The organism is Buttiauxella massiliensis, from assembly GCF_902500225.1.
Classification (GTDB): domain Bacteria; phylum Pseudomonadota; class Gammaproteobacteria; order Enterobacterales; family Enterobacteriaceae; genus Buttiauxella; species Buttiauxella massiliensis.
Window position 1 is genome coordinate 94,630 of sequence record NZ_LR722651.1, and the last position, 16,443, is coordinate 111,072.

General features: G+C 49.3%; 17 protein-coding genes. 8 read left to right on the forward strand and 9 right to left on the reverse strand.

The features are described 5' to 3' along the window. Positions 1-43 precede the first annotated feature (43 nt). Positions 44-952 carry an alpha/beta hydrolase gene (locus tag GC128_RS07015; protein ID WP_151993701.1) on the reverse strand — a complete coding sequence of 303 codons (909 nt, stop codon included), beginning with the start codon at positions 950-952 and terminating at the stop codon, positions 44-46. A 282-nt stretch (positions 953-1,234) separates the two neighbouring features. On the opposite strand from GC128_RS07015, the gene GC128_RS07020 reads away from it, so the two are divergent. Next, positions 1,235-1,489 (forward strand): AbrB/MazE/SpoVT family DNA-binding domain-containing protein, encoded by a 255-nt coding sequence (locus GC128_RS07020; RefSeq protein ID WP_083963253.1) that lies wholly within the window; start codon positions 1,235-1,237, stop codon positions 1,487-1,489. After that, complete coding sequence (locus GC128_RS07025) at positions 1,490-1,822, forward strand: type II toxin-antitoxin system PemK/MazF family toxin (protein WP_226812014.1); 333 nt, start codon at positions 1,490-1,492, stop codon at positions 1,820-1,822. 32 nt (positions 1,823-1,854) lie between these two features. On the opposite strand, the gene fdhE is transcribed toward GC128_RS07025, so the two are convergent. Genes fdhE through fdnG form a run of 4 tightly spaced genes read right to left on the reverse strand, consistent with a single transcriptional unit; the run spans position 1,855 to position 7,381 of the window. Next, on the reverse strand, positions 1,855-2,784 hold the full coding sequence (gene fdhE / locus GC128_RS07030; protein ID WP_151993702.1) for a formate dehydrogenase accessory protein FdhE: 930 nt from the start codon (positions 2,782-2,784) through the stop codon (positions 1,855-1,857). Next, complete coding sequence (gene fdoI / locus GC128_RS07035; RefSeq protein WP_151993703.1) at positions 2,781-3,416, reverse strand: formate dehydrogenase cytochrome b556 subunit; 636 nt, start codon at positions 3,414-3,416, stop codon at positions 2,781-2,783. The genes fdhE and fdoI overlap by 4 nt, the downstream gene beginning before the upstream one ends. Continuing rightward, on the reverse strand, positions 3,413-4,318 hold the full coding sequence (fdxH, locus tag GC128_RS07040) for a formate dehydrogenase subunit beta (protein ID WP_151993704.1): 906 nt from the start codon (positions 4,316-4,318) through the stop codon (positions 3,413-3,415). The genes fdoI and fdxH overlap by 4 nt, the downstream gene beginning before the upstream one ends. Positions 4,319-4,330: 12 nt before the next feature. Then, positions 4,331-7,381 (reverse strand): formate dehydrogenase-N subunit alpha, encoded by a 3,051-nt coding sequence (gene fdnG, locus GC128_RS07045; protein WP_151993705.1) that lies wholly within the window; start codon positions 7,379-7,381, stop codon positions 4,331-4,333. A gap of 172 nt (positions 7,382-7,553) precedes the next feature. Here fdnG and fdhD point away from each other — a divergent pair, with 172 nt between their 5' ends. The 3 genes from fdhD to ydgU all read left to right on the forward strand — a co-directional run bounded on the left by fdhD (position 7,554) and on the right by ydgU (position 8,950). Then, complete coding sequence (gene fdhD / locus GC128_RS07050) at positions 7,554-8,378, forward strand: formate dehydrogenase accessory sulfurtransferase FdhD (RefSeq protein WP_151993706.1); 825 nt, start codon at positions 7,554-7,556, stop codon at positions 8,376-8,378. A 119-nt stretch (positions 8,379-8,497) separates the two neighbouring features. Further along, entirely contained in the window at positions 8,498-8,800 is a 303-nt protein-coding gene (gene asr, locus GC128_RS07055) for an acid resistance repetitive basic protein Asr (protein WP_151993934.1), read from the forward strand. Between the two features lie 6 nt (positions 8,801-8,806). Then, complete coding sequence (gene ydgU, locus GC128_RS23360) at positions 8,807-8,950, forward strand: small membrane protein YdgU (protein WP_456061804.1); 144 nt, start codon at positions 8,807-8,809, stop codon at positions 8,948-8,950. A gap of 104 nt (positions 8,951-9,054) precedes the next feature. Here the strand turns inward: ydgU and GC128_RS07060 are convergent, their stop codons facing one another. After that, the gene (locus tag GC128_RS07060) at positions 9,055-9,591 is read right to left on the reverse strand and encodes a serine acetyltransferase (RefSeq protein WP_151993707.1); all 537 of its coding nucleotides are present in this window, start codon (positions 9,589-9,591) and stop codon (positions 9,055-9,057) included. A 128-nt stretch (positions 9,592-9,719) separates the two neighbouring features. Between GC128_RS07060 and GC128_RS07065 the strand changes: the two genes are divergently transcribed. Then, positions 9,720-10,301, forward strand: coding sequence for a maltose acetyltransferase domain-containing protein (locus GC128_RS07065; RefSeq protein ID WP_151993708.1), 582 nt, complete (start codon positions 9,720-9,722; stop codon positions 10,299-10,301). A 44-nt stretch (positions 10,302-10,345) separates the two neighbouring features. Here GC128_RS07065 and GC128_RS07070 read toward each other — a convergent pair whose 3' ends face one another. The 3 genes from GC128_RS07070 to GC128_RS07080 form a co-directional block, all read right to left on the reverse strand. Then, entirely contained in the window at positions 10,346-11,707 is a 1,362-nt protein-coding gene (locus GC128_RS07070) for a PTS transporter subunit EIIC (RefSeq protein ID WP_151993709.1), read from the reverse strand. Between the two features lie 83 nt (positions 11,708-11,790). Continuing rightward, positions 11,791-12,861, reverse strand: a complete 1,071-nt coding sequence (locus tag GC128_RS07075; RefSeq protein ID WP_151993710.1) for an SIS domain-containing protein — start codon at positions 12,859-12,861, stop codon at positions 11,791-11,793. A 168-nt stretch (positions 12,862-13,029) separates the two neighbouring features. Continuing rightward, positions 13,030-14,076, reverse strand: coding sequence for a LacI family DNA-binding transcriptional regulator (locus tag GC128_RS07080; RefSeq protein ID WP_151993711.1), 1,047 nt, complete (start codon positions 14,074-14,076; stop codon positions 13,030-13,032). Between the two features lie 165 nt (positions 14,077-14,241). Here GC128_RS07080 and GC128_RS07085 point away from each other — a divergent pair, with 165 nt between their 5' ends. Next, on the forward strand, positions 14,242-15,207 hold the full coding sequence (locus GC128_RS07085; RefSeq protein ID WP_151993712.1) for a chemotaxis protein: 966 nt from the start codon (positions 14,242-14,244) through the stop codon (positions 15,205-15,207). A gap of 178 nt (positions 15,208-15,385) precedes the next feature. Beyond that, a complete protein-coding gene (gene rhuM, locus GC128_RS07090) occupies positions 15,386-16,417 on the forward strand; it encodes a RhuM family protein (protein WP_151993713.1) in 1,032 nt (343 codons plus the stop codon). Positions 16,418-16,443 lie beyond the last annotated feature (26 nt).

Here is a 16,443-nt window from a genome sequence, read left to right on the forward strand (position 1 = left end):
GCCAGCATAACCTGGCCGGAGTGGTGCGAGAACTTGATTGAGCTTATTGACCGACCCGCCACGCAACATCACGCATGGCATCGCGGGCCGCCTGGCTGATTCCACCCAGTTGGAAAAAGCCGTGGATCACACCGAGATAGCGTTGACAGGTGGACGCAACGCCCTGGTCCATCAGGCACTCATGCAGCACCTCACCTTCATTGCGAAGAGGGTCGTATTCAGCGGTGATGATATGTACCGGTGGCAAGCCTGCAAAATCTTCGCGAAATAATGGGCTGGCTTCATCATCCATTGCGTCCAGATCGGGCATATAGGCTTCGTAGCCGGAAAGCAGCGTATCGCGGGTAATAATGTAGTCGTAGCCATTTTCCTGATAGCTGACAGATTCCGCCGTCGCGTCCAGCATCGGGTAAATCAGCATGAGCCGCGCAGGCAGCCAGTTTCCCGCACTTTTCAGGCGCAGGGCCGTCACCAGGGCAATGTGCCCACCAGCGCTGTCGCCTGCGAGCGTGATTCGTTCACGATCCACTTCCAGCTGATCAGCCGCTTGCCAGATAGTGTCCGCCGCACGCTCCGCATCATCATGCGCTGCCGGATAAGTGTGCTCTGGTGCCACGCGATACTGAACGGCAACCACCCGGCAGCCACTGTGATAGCAAAGCTGGCGTAACTGATTGTCATGAGTTTCAAACCCACCGCTAACAAAGCAACCGCCGTGGTAGTAGATCACGGCAGGAAGCGATCCGGTGGCATGTAGCGGGGAAAATATGCGTAACGTGCATCCATTCAGACAGATGTCTTTCACGTGGACTCGAGTTTCAGTTTCACCCGCTAAAACAGTGCTGGCGATATACCCGGCTCGGCGTTCGGCAAAGGTTTGTTGGCGTGAAGAAGGACGGCCAGAGTCGATGAACTCATCAACCAGCCCGGCTATTGCGGGTTCGAGGGACATAGAGGAATTCCTTTTATGCTGTATGGATGAACAGTTATATCGTATTTATGGGATCGCGTGAACCGAGTTTTTTTACTATTTCAGCATTCTGGAAGGCGCCTCGAACAAATGAAAACCACCAGAAAAATGCAGATAACAGTACGCTTTTTGCGGTTTATATTACCCGACAAGCTCATTCACAAAACAACATTAGATACCGTAAATAATGTAGATGGTTAAACATTGTGCGATTTACCCATCGTGTTAAAATGAGTTTAAACATTGTTTAATTTGGTAGTCATTGTGAAAACGCTGATTCGTAAATGGGGTAATTCCGCAGGGGCCATTATTCCTGCTGCTGTTCTGGAGAAAGCTGGGATGAGAATAGGTGACAAAGTGGACATTGAAGCCGTTGAGGGAGGAATTATGTTGCGAGTCGCAAAGCCGATATACACGCTAAGTGAGTTACTGGCCCAATCACCTGAAGGAAGTTTCGAGCTTGATGATGAAGACCGTGAGTGGCTGAATTCTCCTCCTGTTGGCAAGGAGATCGATTAGGTGAGTCTTTATATGCCTGATAGAGGCGATTTAGTTTGGCTCGATTTTGATCCTGCCGCAGGTAACGAACAAGCCAAAACTCGGCCTGCGCTAGTATTGTCACCAGTCGAATTTAGCCGCAAGGCTGGCATGGCGATTGTGGCACCAATAACATCTCGTGTTCGTGGCAATGCATTTGAAGTACATCTGACAGAAACTCACACCCGGGGAGTTGTCATTTGCCATCATGTTAAATCAATCGATTTCCGGGCCAGACAAATGCGTTTCATTGAAAAAGCACCGGATGAAGTGACAGAAGAAGCGCTGTCCAGAGTGAAGGTATTATTTGAATAGTTCAGCGGGATGCAAAGCACCCCGCCTATTTGTTACTCCCCTTCCCCTGGGAACAGGAAAGGATTAATGCTGCTGCGGGCAAAGCCTTCTTGCTCCATGCGTGCATCCAGCACCAGCGAGGCTAAATCGTCGGCCACGGCTTCCACTTTGGCATCTTTTTCCTGATAGAGGATCTTCAGGTAAGTGCCGCAGTCACCACAGCTTTCCGCTTTAATCGCTGACTGTTCGCTTTCCAGCGACCAGTAGTTCAAATCGCGGGTTTGCTCGCAGTTGCTGCATTTGATACGCACCACATGCCACTCGGTTTCGCACAGATTGCAGTGCAAATAACGCAGGCCGCTGGTGCCGCCAATCTGCACGACGCTGGAAACCGGCATCGAACCGCAAACTGGGCAGAACTGGCGTTGCTCGCCGTATTCCGCTTTCGCACGGCCCGGAATCAAGCTCGCCATTTGCGCCCAATAGAGCGACAACGCAGCCCAAATAAATGGCGCTTTGTCGCTCGAAACTAGCGCAAAGTCTGAATTAAACAGCGCGGTGGCCATCTCTTCCAGCTCTTGCGAAGAGGCTTTTTCCAGGTTTTCGATAACCGCTAAAGCCTGGCCGTCCATTTCTGGTTTCAGCTCGGCAATCAGTGAATTCAGCAGGCGCTGCCAGTGTGGGTCACGCGGCAGCACATGAATATCCAACGGTGGTTTGCCTGTCTCAGAAGACTTCTGAATCAGCGCCGTTAAGTCCATTTGCAGCGGGTGGTCGTAAAGCACCACTTCCTGCGCGTGGGCGATCAGCGCGGCAAAGCGCAGGAAATCGCCCAGCGGATTATCCGTCGCTAGTTCGAGCAGGCGTTCTGCACGGCGGTTATAGAGATTTTTCAGCCGAGGGAACAGTAACGGCGGGATCATCTCCGCCGTACGTTTGTCGCTCTTCTCCAGCTGATCTTGCGGGATTATGCGAATACTCATTCCGATCGTTTTTCCTGTTTCTGGCGAACTTCACGGTACCATTTCGGATGGTGTTTCTTCGCCCAGGACGTCGTGACCCAGCCTTCCACCATCGCGGTAATCGTGCCTTTCACCCAAAGGGCGGCGTAGATGTGGACCATAATAACCACAATCAAGGCCACTGCGGCAAATGAATGCACCATCAGGGCTACGCGAATCACCGGGATTGAGAAAGCAGGAGCAAAGTACGGACGCCAGATAATCACGCCACTCACCAGCAACAGCACCAGGAAGATAATCGCCGCCCAGAACACGCATTTCTGGCCGAAGTTATAACGCCCGGTGTCACCCACTTCCTCGTTGACGATGATCTTACGAATATTCTTCGCCCAAAAGATATCATCCCGATTGATTAGATTGTGGTGCCAGTAACGGAAAAACATGATGATAAACGAGGCAAACATCACCACACCGACGAACGGATGGAGGATGCGCGCCAATTGCGGCGTACCCAGAATGTGCATCAGCCAGTTAAAGGAGGGGAAGAAGAACCCCAACCCGCTCACCGCCGCCAGAATGAAGCAGAAGGCGGTCACCCAATGGTTGATACGTTCAGGCGCGCTATAACGTTGAATGGTCACTTGTTTCTTCATGGTTTGCGCACCTCGTCATCGTCATGATGCAGGTTATCGTCATCTTCTTCGGCACGGTTCGGGCCGACCCCCACATAGTGGAACACGCTGGCGGCAAAGGTCGCAGCAAAGCCGATAGCGGCGAGCGGCTTCCAGACACCTTTCCAGAATTTCACCGTTGGGCTGATGGACGGATTTTCCGGCAGGCCGTGATACAACGTCGGCTTGTCCGCATGATGCAGCACATACATAACATGTGTGCCACCAACGCCTTCCGGGTCGTACAGTCCGGCGTTGTCGAAACCACGCGTTTTCAGCTCCGCCACACGCTCACCCGCCAGGTTTTTCATCGACTCTTTCGAGCCAAAATGAATCGCCCCGGTTGGGCAGGTTTTCACGCAAGCAGGCTCCTGGCCGACGGTCACACGGTCTACACACAGGGTGCATTTGTAGACACGGTTGTCCTCCGGGTTCAGGCGCGGCACGTCGAACGGGCAACCGGCGATGCAATAACCGCAGCCGATGCACTGCTCAGACTGGAAATCGACAATGCCGTTGGCGTACTGAATGATCGCGCCTTCAGCCGGGCAGGCTTTCAGGCAACCCGGGTCCGCGCAGTGCATACAGCCATCTTTGCGGATTAACCATTCCAGTTTGTCGTTTTGCTCCACTTCCGAGAAACGCATAACCGTCCACGATTTCGCGGTTAAATCCGCCGGGTTGTCGTAAACGCCGACGTTGCTGCCGATCTCATCACGCAGGTCGTTCCACTCCGAACAGGCCACCTGGCAGGCTTTACAGCCAATGCAGGTGGTGACGTCGATAAGTTTCGCAACCTCTTGCTGATGATCCCGCGCCTGAGGCGCGGGCGTGAGGCCATTAGTGGCGGAACGACGGATAATGTCCTGAGATTGATAAGCCATAATTCGTCTCCGTTACACCTTTTCCACATTGACCAGGAACGCCTTAAATTCAGGCGTTTGCGTGTTGGCATCCCCAACAAATGGCGTCAGGGTGTTAGCGATAAAGCCTTTCTTCGCCACGCCCTCATAACCCCAGTGAATCGGAATACCGATGGTGTCCACTTTCTGGCCGTTCACGTCGAGCTGGCGAATACGCTTGGTCACCACCGCCTTGGCTTTGATAAAACCACGGTTGGAGGAGACTTTCACCGTGTCGCCGTGGGCAATACCGAGGGAATTCGCGAGCTTCTCGCCAATCTCGATAAACTGCTCTGGCTGCGCGATGGCGTTCAGTACCGCGTGTTTGGTCCAGTAGTGGAAATGCTCGGTCAGGCGATACGTGGTGCCGACATATGGGAATTTGTCGTGCTTGCCCATCGCTTCCAGGTCACCTTTAAACACGCGCGCCGCCGGGTTAGAAACCACGTTCGGGTGCAGAGGGTTGGTGCCGAGCGGCGTTTCAAACGGCTCGTAGTGCTCCGGGAACGGCCCTTCTGCCATCTTGTCGATAGCAAACAAGCGCCCTAAACCTTCCGGCTGCATGATGAATGGCCCAACGTCGGTGCCTGGTGCAGCAGTGCTGTAGTCGGCAATATCCGCACCGCTCCACTTCGCGCCATCCCAGGAGATCAGGCGGCGTTTTTCATCCCACGGTTTACCCGCTGGATCAGCAGAGGCACGGTTATACAGAATGCGGCGGTTGAGCGGCCATGCCCAGGCCCAGCCCAGCGTGTTACCCAAACCTGACGGATCGGCGTTATCACGACGTGCCATCTGGTTGCCGTCTGGCGTCCAGGAACCGGCAAAAATCCAGCAACCGCTGGAAGTGGTGCCGTCGTCGCGCAGTTGTGCAAACGAGCTAAGTTGCTGGCCTTTTTTCACCAGAACCGCGCCAGTTGCCGGGTCGACGACGTCCTGCAACGCTTTACCGTTGCTTTCCATCGCCACTTCTTCCGGTGCCGGGTTATCTGGCGTCAGGTAGTTCCAGCTCATGTTCAGCACTTGCTCAGGCAGCGCACCGCCTTCGCTCTGATACATATGGCGCATACGGCTAAAGATACCCGCAAGGATTTCGCCGTCGTTCAGCGCTTCCCCTGGGGCGTCCGCACCTTTCCAGTGCCACTGCAACCAGCGGCCGGAGTTAACGATAGAACCGTTTTCTTCGGCAAAGCAGGTGGATGGCAAGCGGAACACTTCGGTCTGGATTTTCGACGGGTCGACATCATTAAACTCGCCGTGGTTTTGCCAGAAGTTCGATGTTTCGGTGTTCAGCGGGTCGATGGTCACGAGGAATTTCAGCTTCGACAGTGACGCAATGACCTTGTTTTTGTTCGGGAACGACGCCACCGGGTTAAAGCCCTGGCAAATGTAACCGTTCACTTTTCCCTGGTTCATCATCTCGAAATATTGCAGGACGTCGTAGCCCTTGTCCCACTTCGGCAACCAGTCATAACCCCAGCTGTTTTCCGCTGTGGCTTTGTCACCAAAGAAGGCTTTCATCATCGAAACGAAGAATTTCGGGTAGTTGCCCCAGTAGTTGACCTGGCCTTCCAGCAGCGGTTTTGGCGTGTTGGCGGCAAGATAAGTCTGGAGGTCGGCTTGTTTCTCGTTCGGCAGCGTCATGTAGCCCGGCAGGCTTTGTGACAGCAGGCCGAGGTCCGTCAGACCCTGAATATTGGAGTGACCGCGCAGGGCGTTGACGCCACCGCCTGCCATTCCCATGTTGCCAAGCAGCAACTGAATCATCGCCATGGTGCGAATGTTCTGCGCGCCCACGGAGTGTTGCGTCCAGCCCAGCGCATACAAGAACGATGCGGTTTTGTTTTTGGCGCTGGTTTCTGCGATGTATTCACAAACTTTCAGGAAATCATCTTTCGGAGTGCCGCAAATATTGGAAACCACTTCCGGCGTGTAGCGAGAAACGTGCTCTTTGAGCAGGTTCCATACGCAACGCGGATGGCTGAGCGTCAGGTCGCGTTTGGCGAAGCCTTTTTCGTCCAGCTCATAGTTCCAGGTGGTTTTGTCGTATTTACGATTTGCCGCGTCGTAGCCTGAGAACAGGCCGTCATCGAAACTGTAATCCTCACGCACAATCAAGTTGGCGTTGGTGTAAGCCTCGACATACTCGCGGTTAAATTTATTGTTGTTTATCAGGTACAGCAGTACGCCAGACAGGAAAGCAATGTCTGAGCCAGAGCGAATTGGGGTGTAGAAATCCGCCACCGAAGCGGTTCGCGTAAAGCGCGGATCGATTACAATCAGCTTCGCGCCGTTGTGGATTTTGGCTTCCATTGCCCAGCGGAAACCGACTGGATGCGCTTCTGCCGCGTTGCCACCCATCACAATAACGAGATCGGCGTTCTTGATATCAACCCAGTGGTTGGTCATCGCACCGCGACCAAATGTTGGAGCAAGACTTGCTACCGTTGGTCCGTGTCAGACACGCGCTTGGTTATCCACGGCTAACATGCCGAGGGCGCGGGAAAATTTCTGGGTTAAATAGCCTGTTTCATTACTGGAAGCGGATGCGCACAACATGCCGGTGGAGAGCCAACGGTTGACCGTTGTTCCCTGGTCGTTCTGGGCAATAAAGTTGGCATCGCGGTCAGCTTTCATCAGTTTGGCGATACGGTCAAATGCCGTTTCCCAACTGATCTGCTCCCACTTATCCGAGCCAGGTGCGCGGTAAGACGGGAATTTGAGACGGCTTTCGCTGTGGATGAAATCCACAAGTCCTGCACCTTTAGGGCAAAGTGCACCACGGTTTACCGGATGGTCCGGGTCACCTTCAATATGGAAGATAGATGCTTTGGCATTTTTCGCGCCGTCGCCGAGGCTGTACATCAATAGCCCACAACCAACGGAACAGTATGTGCAGGTATTACGCGTTTCACGGGTGCGCAGCAATTTATATTGCCGTGTTTCCGCAAGTGCAACGCCCGGGGCAAAGCCCAGTGCCGCTGCTGTAGTCCCTGCCATACCGCCAGCACAGATCTTAAAGAACTGTCTTCTGCTGACTTGCATGGATGCTCCTTGTTTCGACATTTTCACATTATTTATAGGTGTATTTTTTTTGCGGTCTGCGCCGCAAAAGTCCACAATCAAACCGAACTGGAAATATCCCCTACTCCAGAAGGGTTAGTGTTTCCAGAATACCACATTAGGATTAAGGCTGTTCCAATCAGGTTAAGACAAAGTGAACAATTCCAACTCAAATCAGAACAAAATTGTGAACGCCGTCACTGGCGCACGGACCATAGAGCTGTGGCAGCGCCAGGATTTAGATCGGGCAAAAGGTGACTGGCTGGCAGAAGAAGTGCCGGTAGCGCTGGTCTACAACGGTATTTCGCATGTGGTTATGATGGCATCGCCCAAAGATCTGGAACTATTTGCGCTCGGTTTCTCTTTATCGGAAGGGGTTATTGAATCGCCAGCAGACATTTACGGGATTGATGTTTCAAAGGTTTGTAATGGTCTTGAAGTGCAAATTGAGCTTTCAAGTCGCCGCTTTATGGGGCTGAAAGAACGCCGCCGTACACTTGCCGGGCGCACTGGCTGTGGCGTTTGTGGCGTTGAGCAACTCAACGATATTGGCCGCCCGATTACCCCTCTGCCGTTCACGCAAACTTTCGATTTGAATAATCTTGATGCCGCCTTAAACCAGATGCGCGACTACCAGCCGGTGGGGCAACTCACAGGGTGTACGCACGCAGCATTGTGGCTTAACGAAAATGGCCAGATTCTGGAAGGTAAAGAAGATATAGGCCGCCATGTGGCGCTGGATAAACTGCTCGGCGCACGTGGGCGTGAGGGCTGGCACAACGGTGCGGTTTTAGTCTCAAGCCGCGCAAGCTATGAGATGGTGCAAAAGTCAGCCCAGTGTGGCGTAGAAATTCTGTTTGCCGTTTCTGCCGCGACCACGCTTGCCGTAGAAGTGGCAAGCCGCTGCAACCTCACGCTGGTCGGCTTTAGCAAACCGGGTCGAGCAACGGTTTACACCCATCCGCAGCGGTTGTGTTAACAGGCTGTACATTCCGTTACGTACCGACACCAATCACTCACTGAACGTATTTGTTTGTTGGCATAAAGTTATTTCAACGGGCCAACAACCCACACATAAACAAATACGAGACTATCAAAATGAAAAAAGTATTAACTCTGATTGCTGTTGCTGTAATGGGTATGTCCTCTGTTGCTTTCGCTGCTGAAACTACTGCAGCACCTGCTCCAGCAAAACACACCACTACTGTGCACCACAAGAAACACCATAAAGCAGCTCCTGTAGCTCAGAAAGCCCAGGCTGCTAAAAAGCACCACAAAAAAGCAGCTACTACTGCAACTCCAGTAGCGCCACAGAAAGCTCAGGCTGCTAAAAAGCATCACAAAAAAGCCGCTGCACCAGTAGCGCCAGCAGCAAAACCAGCGGTTAAACCTGCTGCATAAGTTGCAATGAAATCCCTCATTACTAGAAACACCCGGCTTGCCGGGTGTTTTTTTATCAAGCCTGAGCAACTGCTAAAACGCTTTCGGTTTGAAATCATCCTGATGATGGTCATTCTTTATGGCGTGGTGGCAGCAGGGTTTTTTCTTTAATTCTCACGCCAGCAGTCTCCTAAAATCCTCGTAACTTTTAATCCCGCTCATTGCGTGGTTCACCCAACTTCGGGGGATCGCCAGCAAGTATCGATTTATCAGGCTCACGCCTCTTTTGAGATCAGCTCCATTTCTTTGCGCGTATAGACAGTATGGTTGTCAGGTATATTTTTGTTAACAAAAGACATAGCGCCAATTGTGACATTCGAACCGATAGTAATATCACCAATAATGCTACTGTTAGCCCCCACGTTCACATTATCACCAATCACTGTTTTTCCCTTGTCGCCACGCGTTTTCTGCCCGATGGTAATGCTCTGGCGTAGAACAATATTTTTACCAATCTCACAATCAGGGCGAATAACCAGCCCTGGGAAATGCCTGATATCCAACCCTTCGGCAATAGTCGCCAGTGGGGAAATATCTATCGCATATTCACGGTTTAACTTGATCAGTTTTTTCTTCGCATAACGGGAGATAAAACCTTTTTTGGCTTTAAAAAAATATCCCCAAAGGCGAAACCAAAAATAGAAACGGCGATCGGGGCATTTCCAGGCTCGATGAATGACTCGCATCCATGAAAAAGCGCGGTTGCTTTTAAGAACTTCTTTTTGCAAGCATTTCTTTAGATGTGAGTACATAAAAAAACCGTAATTCTAAACAGGATATGAATATCCTATCGCAGATTGTTTATCGACCCTAGCGCTTGAATGGCAGGAATTTTTTATCCCCAAGCTCGAATGAAGGTTGGTAATTTAAGGATACGTACATGTCAGTACGAAGAAAAATGGAAATTGGCGAACTGTACACGGACCACTGTGAAGGGTTGCCGGAAGAGCGCCTGGCGGGGAAAGAGTTGGCGTATAACTACAACCTGACGCGCCCGTCAGAAGAAGCGCGCCGTGCGGAATTACTCACGCAATTATTCGGCAGCGTTGGCGAAAATTGCTGGATTGAGCCGCCAATCCGCGTAGCCTACGGTAACCATATCCACATTGGTAAAAACTTCTACGCCAACTTCAATATGGTAGTGGTGGACGACGCGACAGTGAAAATCGGCGATAATGTCATGCTCGCACCCAACGTCACGATTTCTACCGCTGGCCATCCGATAGACCCTAAAATCCGCATTACTGGACAACAGTTTTCTTTGCCGGTGACTATCGAAGACAACGTCTGGCTGGGTACAGGCGTCATCATTAATCCAGGCGTGGTGATTGGCCGTAATAGCGTGATTGGCGCGGGAAGTGTAGTGACAAAATCTATTCCGCCAAACGTGGTTGCCGCAGGGATCCCTTATCGTGTGATACGAGAAATTACCGCAGAAGATAAGGTGGCGTTTGCAAGGTAAGTTTGGGTAACGCCCTCCCGGTCTGAGAGGGCGGTTGTTAATCATCAAGAAGCAGGTGAAGCCACGAGTTTGCGCGTCTTACCATAAATAATGGTCAGAACCGCAGGGACAGTAAATGCGACGATTATCGCAAACACTTCATAAATCATTTTTGAATCTGGGCCGCTGAATAGACCTAATTCGAACACATTGAGCACTGGCAGGAAGCTGTAAGTTTTAACGCCCAGCAAACCGGTAATACCACCGCCCAACGCGGCACCAATACAACCGAAGACAAACAACATTCTGTATTTCAGATTCACGCCATACAGCGCCGGTTCAGTAATACCGAAGAAGGCAGAAATTGAGGCAGAAATCGCAATCTGTTTGTCCTTGAGGTTGCGGGCAATAAAGATTGCGCCGAATGCCGCACCAAACTGCCCCATCACCGCCGACATAAACATCGCCATAATGGTGTCGTAGCCGTTGACCTGAATATTTATCAGCGCGAGTGGGATGATGCCCCAGTGCACACCGAACACTACAAACAGCTGGCCAATACCGGCAAGCAGTGCACCAGAAATGACCGGGCTGAGGTTATAAAGCCATGCATATCCGTTAGCAATACCGACCCCGACGTAATCCGCAATCGGGCCAATTAAGGTGAATACTACAAACCCGCAGATGATGAGCGATAAACAAGGCACAAATACAAACGCAGCCAGCTCCGGGATTATTTTTTTCAGCCAGCGTTCCACATAACTCAGGAACAACACGGCAAATACAGCAGGGATAACCGCACCACCATAAATCTTAACGTTCAGAGCAAGTCCCATAATATGGAATGCACCGGGAACACTTGGGTCGGTTAACGGGATAATCATCGCCGCAGTCAGTGCCAGCGCAGTAAATTTATTAGTTTTAAAACGTTCTGATGCCGTAACTGCGATAAACAATGGCAACATCACAAACACGCCGCTCGACAGCGCATTAAACACGGTGAACACATAAGAATGCGTATCCACCAGGTTCATTGTTTGCAGCAATACCACAATCCCTTTTACAACACCGACACCCGCCAGCACACCGATGTAAGGCGTGAAAATAGCGGAAAGTGTAGCCAGCAAGCGGCTTACCCATGAGCCTTGCGCAGTTGTTTCTTCAGCTATAGGCGTTTGTTCACCGAGCAGCTCTTTAATCGCTGAACATACCTGATCGACTTTCGGGCCAATCACTATCTGGAATTGACTCGGGCTATCCACTAATTTCACAACTTCAGGAAGACCATAGAGCGCTTCCGGATTCACTTTATTTTTATCTTTTAATGTAAAACGTAAACGTGTTGCGCAATGAGTAATATGCTCAATATTCTCGGACTCACCAACATGTTTAATTATTTGTTGGGCAAGCTGACTATATGTCGTCATGGTATTTCCTTAGTTTCAAGGTTTGCGCTGTATTTATTGCCCGATAAAATTATCGGACAACGTTGTAGGGTCAGACGGGTATATTAGGCGTAATCGCCAGGCCTTGTTTTACTCTTAACGGAAATACCAAAATCGGTAAAAATACGTTGTGGCAAGTTATTACCTTTCGCTTCAGCGATATGGTGCGCCAGAATCTGGAAAGGAATAACCATCAGTAACGGGGCGATAAATATATCTATATCAGCATTAATGGCGAGAGTTCGCTCATCACTGCTTACACCTAATTTAACGGTGTAAATATATTCGGTATATTTTTTCTCATAGTCTTTCAGCAGTAACAAACGCTCACGCGCTTCTCCAGGTGTGTCGAGGAAAAACATCCGGTGATTGCCATTCACTTCAAAATAAGGGCCATGCATAAAGGCTTCCAATTCTACCCCTTGCGATGGCACGCGAATAGTTTCTGCAAACTTGGTTTCCATTTCTTTAATCACACCCACGCTCGGGCCATAGCCAATTGCCGTAAATCTTGGAGAGGCAGTTAGCTCGTCTTTCCACTTTTCGAAAAAGACTTCAGTTGTATCAATAATCTGTGGGATAGATTTTACTGCTACGGATAATTTCGCTAACTCTTCGGCTTCCTGCGTTTCAGTGATTAAACCGTTGCAACGCGCAGTATAAAGACCGAGCAACATGAATTTAAAAATCGTCGCCACGTAACCTTTAGTAACGTAACCCACGCGCTCTTCACCAATTTCAATATCGATGGCGTGATCAACGGTTTTCGCCAGTTCGCTAGACAGTTTGCTGGTTAAACCATAGGTCACTAACGGGAAACTTTTGCGGATGTGTTTTATCGCATTGATGGTGGATGTGCTTTCACCGCTTTGCGATACACCAAGCACCAGATCGGTCGTGACATCTATTTTTTCGTAGTGCTGGAAGTGGAACGGCTCCTCCACGGTAACGCGCACGTTCGCCAGGTTTTCAACATAGTATTTCGCGCTTTTGATGGCGTTAATACTTGAACCAGTAGCTAAAACCAACCACGTGCTCTTTCCATTAATCTCTGGTAGATCATGTGGATAACGATCAAGCATTGCTGAAAGTGTCGCTTGCTCTTCGTGAATGTAAGTCATCATTGTCGGCTTCATTGGCCCTCCTGAAATCAAAACCTGAAAACGTTTTCAGGTTTTAGGTTTTAGGCTAGAGGAGCTTGAGTGAGGTTGTCAATCCACTTTTCAGCAATTGTGGTGGGGATCAAAAAATATCGTATGCGGAGGTTTTGGAGCCTTCAGAAATACTGAAATGCTAAAAGGGAGCTAGCAGGACTCACCTGGTATCAGGCTCAGTTGGATTTTTTCAGGCACTACAGATTCAGTCGTATCTTTCAGCAATGTCATTAAAACTTTCATCACTGTTTTACCGATGAGTTCATTGTGATGGTTCACAGTAGTAATTCGTGGAATGAAATATTCGCTACCAGGGAAATATTCACAGCTGACAATAGCAATATCTTCAGGCACAGAAATATTTCTATCTTTTAATGCCCTAATTGCTCCTTTTGCAACATGATCATTAATCGCCACAATAGCTTCGGGCAATTTTTCACTCTGCGAGAGCAACTTATCTACCGCTTCATAGCCATGCTGTAAGTAGAAGTTATTTAATACAATGTGATTATCGTCAACCATTATATTAGCTTGCTGAAGCGTGTTTTTAAACGAATCTATACGTTGCTGGGTAATATAAACACTTTTCGAGCCACCAATAAATCCGATTTTTTTATAGCCCTTACTTATCAGATGATTAGTTGCAAGTGCAACACACCCAGACTGATCGCGCTCTACACAAGAATAATCTACACCAACTAATTGTCGTCCAACCACGATTACCGGAATGGCCGCACAAAGTTTCTTCAACTCATGAAAATAAGAGTCTGGCACATTATTATAATCAATATTCCCACCAAGAATAATAACTCCATCAATCTGACTATCAGTAATCGAGTTGAAAATATTTTCTTCAGGAATAATTTCACCCTGCGAAGATGATTTATTTGCAGATTGTGTATCGTAGAGTGTGACTTTATATCCGGCTCGCAAACTCTCATTTTCGATTTGAGCAACCAGCATCACAAAATAGGGGTTACTGATATCGGAAACGACAATCGCCAGCGTCTGTGTCTTTTTGGAAATCATACCGCGTGCCAACAAATTGGGGCTGAACTGCTGCTCCTGAATAACTTTTTCAACCCTGGCGCGAGTTTTATCCGCCACCCAGCTGTTGTTATTCAGAACACGGGAAACTGTCGCAATAGATACATTGGCCAGTTCAGCAATATCCTTGATTGTTAGCGGCTTTTTCATTTTTTTGTCCCGACCCTACAAGGTGTTAATAGTAGGGCAACGCGCCGGGTGAAGCAAAGGGGGATTTTCTTCATCCAAACAGACTGCACTTTTTATTCCATCTGCCGATAACTTAAACAGGAAACGGGGCAACGATGACCCGCCGGGTTACAACCAGAGGTTAAAATGGATAGTTTTCAAAAAGATATTGATGAAAGGGCTAACCTGGCGTTATCCAACAAATTTGAGCTGTTGTTGTTCCGCTTAGGGGAAGGCCAGCACGGCGGCAAATCAGAGTTGTATGGCATCAACGTATTTAAGCTGCGCGAAATTGTGCCAATGCAGAAGATCAATCGCGCTGCTGGGATGATGTCACCGCTGTTGGGTATGGCAAATATTCGTGACCAATTTATCCCGGTTATCGACCTGCCCGCCGTTACCGGCTGCACGCCAAAAACGGGCCTGAATCTTCTTTTGATTACCGAATACGCACGCAGCACGCAGGCATTTGCAGTGGAGTCGGTGGAAAATATTATCCGCCTCGACTGGAGCCAGGTTCACGCTGCCGAATCCGGTGTGAGTAGCCGCAATATCACCAGTATCGCTTCACTCAATAGCGACGAATACAAAGGCGAACTGGCACTGGTACTCGATGTTGAACAGATTCTTTACGACATTATTCCTTCAGGCCGCAAAGTCGATATGGCGGCCATCGAAGGGAACACAAACCCTCTGAAACCGGGTGCTGTCGCGATTGTTGCCGAAGATTCAAAAGTCGCCCGCCAGATGCTTGAACAAGGCCTGAAAGGCATGGGTATTCCGGTGATGATGCATTCCACGGGTTTAGAAGCGTGGGAAAAAATAAAGCTGATTGCGGCAGAAGCCAAAGCCGCAGGCCAGCCGATCACCGACCGCATCGGCATGGTGTTGACCGATATCGAAATGCCAGAAATGGATGGCTTCACCCTAACCCGTAATATCAAATCGGATATCGTGTTAAAGCAGATTCCGGTGGTGATTCACTCGTCTCTATCAGGTAGCGCCAACGAAGATCACGTCCGCAAGGTGGGCGCGAACGGCTATGTGGCGAAGTTCGATGTGAAAGAACTCTCGCAGGTGATTAATAAAGCGCTGGAAGGTGCAGTGGTTTAGTTTGCGAGCCAAGGGTGGGTTAGTCCTGCCCTATTTGGAAATTTTCAGTCTGTTTGCATCTCTTTTCGGCTCTGCACGCAATTCTTAAATAAACACTGCATGAAACTTGTCAGGTATTGCGCAACAACAAAAAATAGCCGTAATCTTATCTTCTAGCGGCAAATCAAGGATGGCCAATATGTCTGACAATGATCTAATCCTCTACACAACGGAGGATGGCAAAGCACAGTTTGTGATGCGTAAATTTGGCGGGCAAATTTGGTTAACTCAATTAGAAATTGCCGAGCTTTATCAAACGACTAAGCAGAATATCAGTCTTCATGTGAAGAATATTTTTTCCGAAGGCGAGTTGACGAGGGAAGCAACCGTCAAGGATTACTTGACAGTTCAAAGTGAGGGTAGGCGTGACGTACAACGCCAGATCGCTCATTACTCATTACTCATTACTCATTACTCATTACCACTGATTATCGCTGTCGGTTATCGTGTTCGTTCTTCGCGAGCCACTCAGTTTCGTCAATGGGCGACTCACATTCTTAACGAATATATGTCCAAAGGCTTCGCTATGGATGACGAACGCCTTAAAAACCCCAAATGGGATTATTTTGATGAGTTGCTCGAACGCATACGCGATATACGCTCTTCAGAACTTCGCTTTTATCAAAAAATCCGTGAGCTTTTTATTCTTTCAGAAGACTATCGCTCCAATGAAAAAGACACTGGCCTTCTGTTTGCCGAAGTACAGAACAAATTGTTCTTTGCGGTTACGGGTTATACGGCTGCCGAACTAGTAGTACAACGTTCTAATGTCAACAAAGCCAATATGAACCTACTGAGCTTTAAAGGTTCACGGGTACGTAAAGCGGACGTGGTTATTGCTAAAAATGACCTCAATGCAGACGAACTCGATAGCCTGAATCGCCTGACCTCAATGTTTTTAGAATTTGCAGAGTTCCGGGCGAAGCAAAAGCAACACCTGAAACTAGTAGATTGGCGGCAGTACATCGATAACTTTATGGCGTTCAATGAGCAGCCGCTGCTGAATCATCGCGGTACCGTTAGCCATGAACAGATGAAATCCGTGGTGTATGAACGTTATGACTCGTTTGACAAAAAGAGAAAAACGGCTGATGCGCATGAAGCCGACCGTATTGAACTGGAACAGTTAGAGCAGCTTGAAAAACGTTTGACCCAGAAAAAGAACCACTAATTTTTTTCAGGAGATGGGCATCCCCA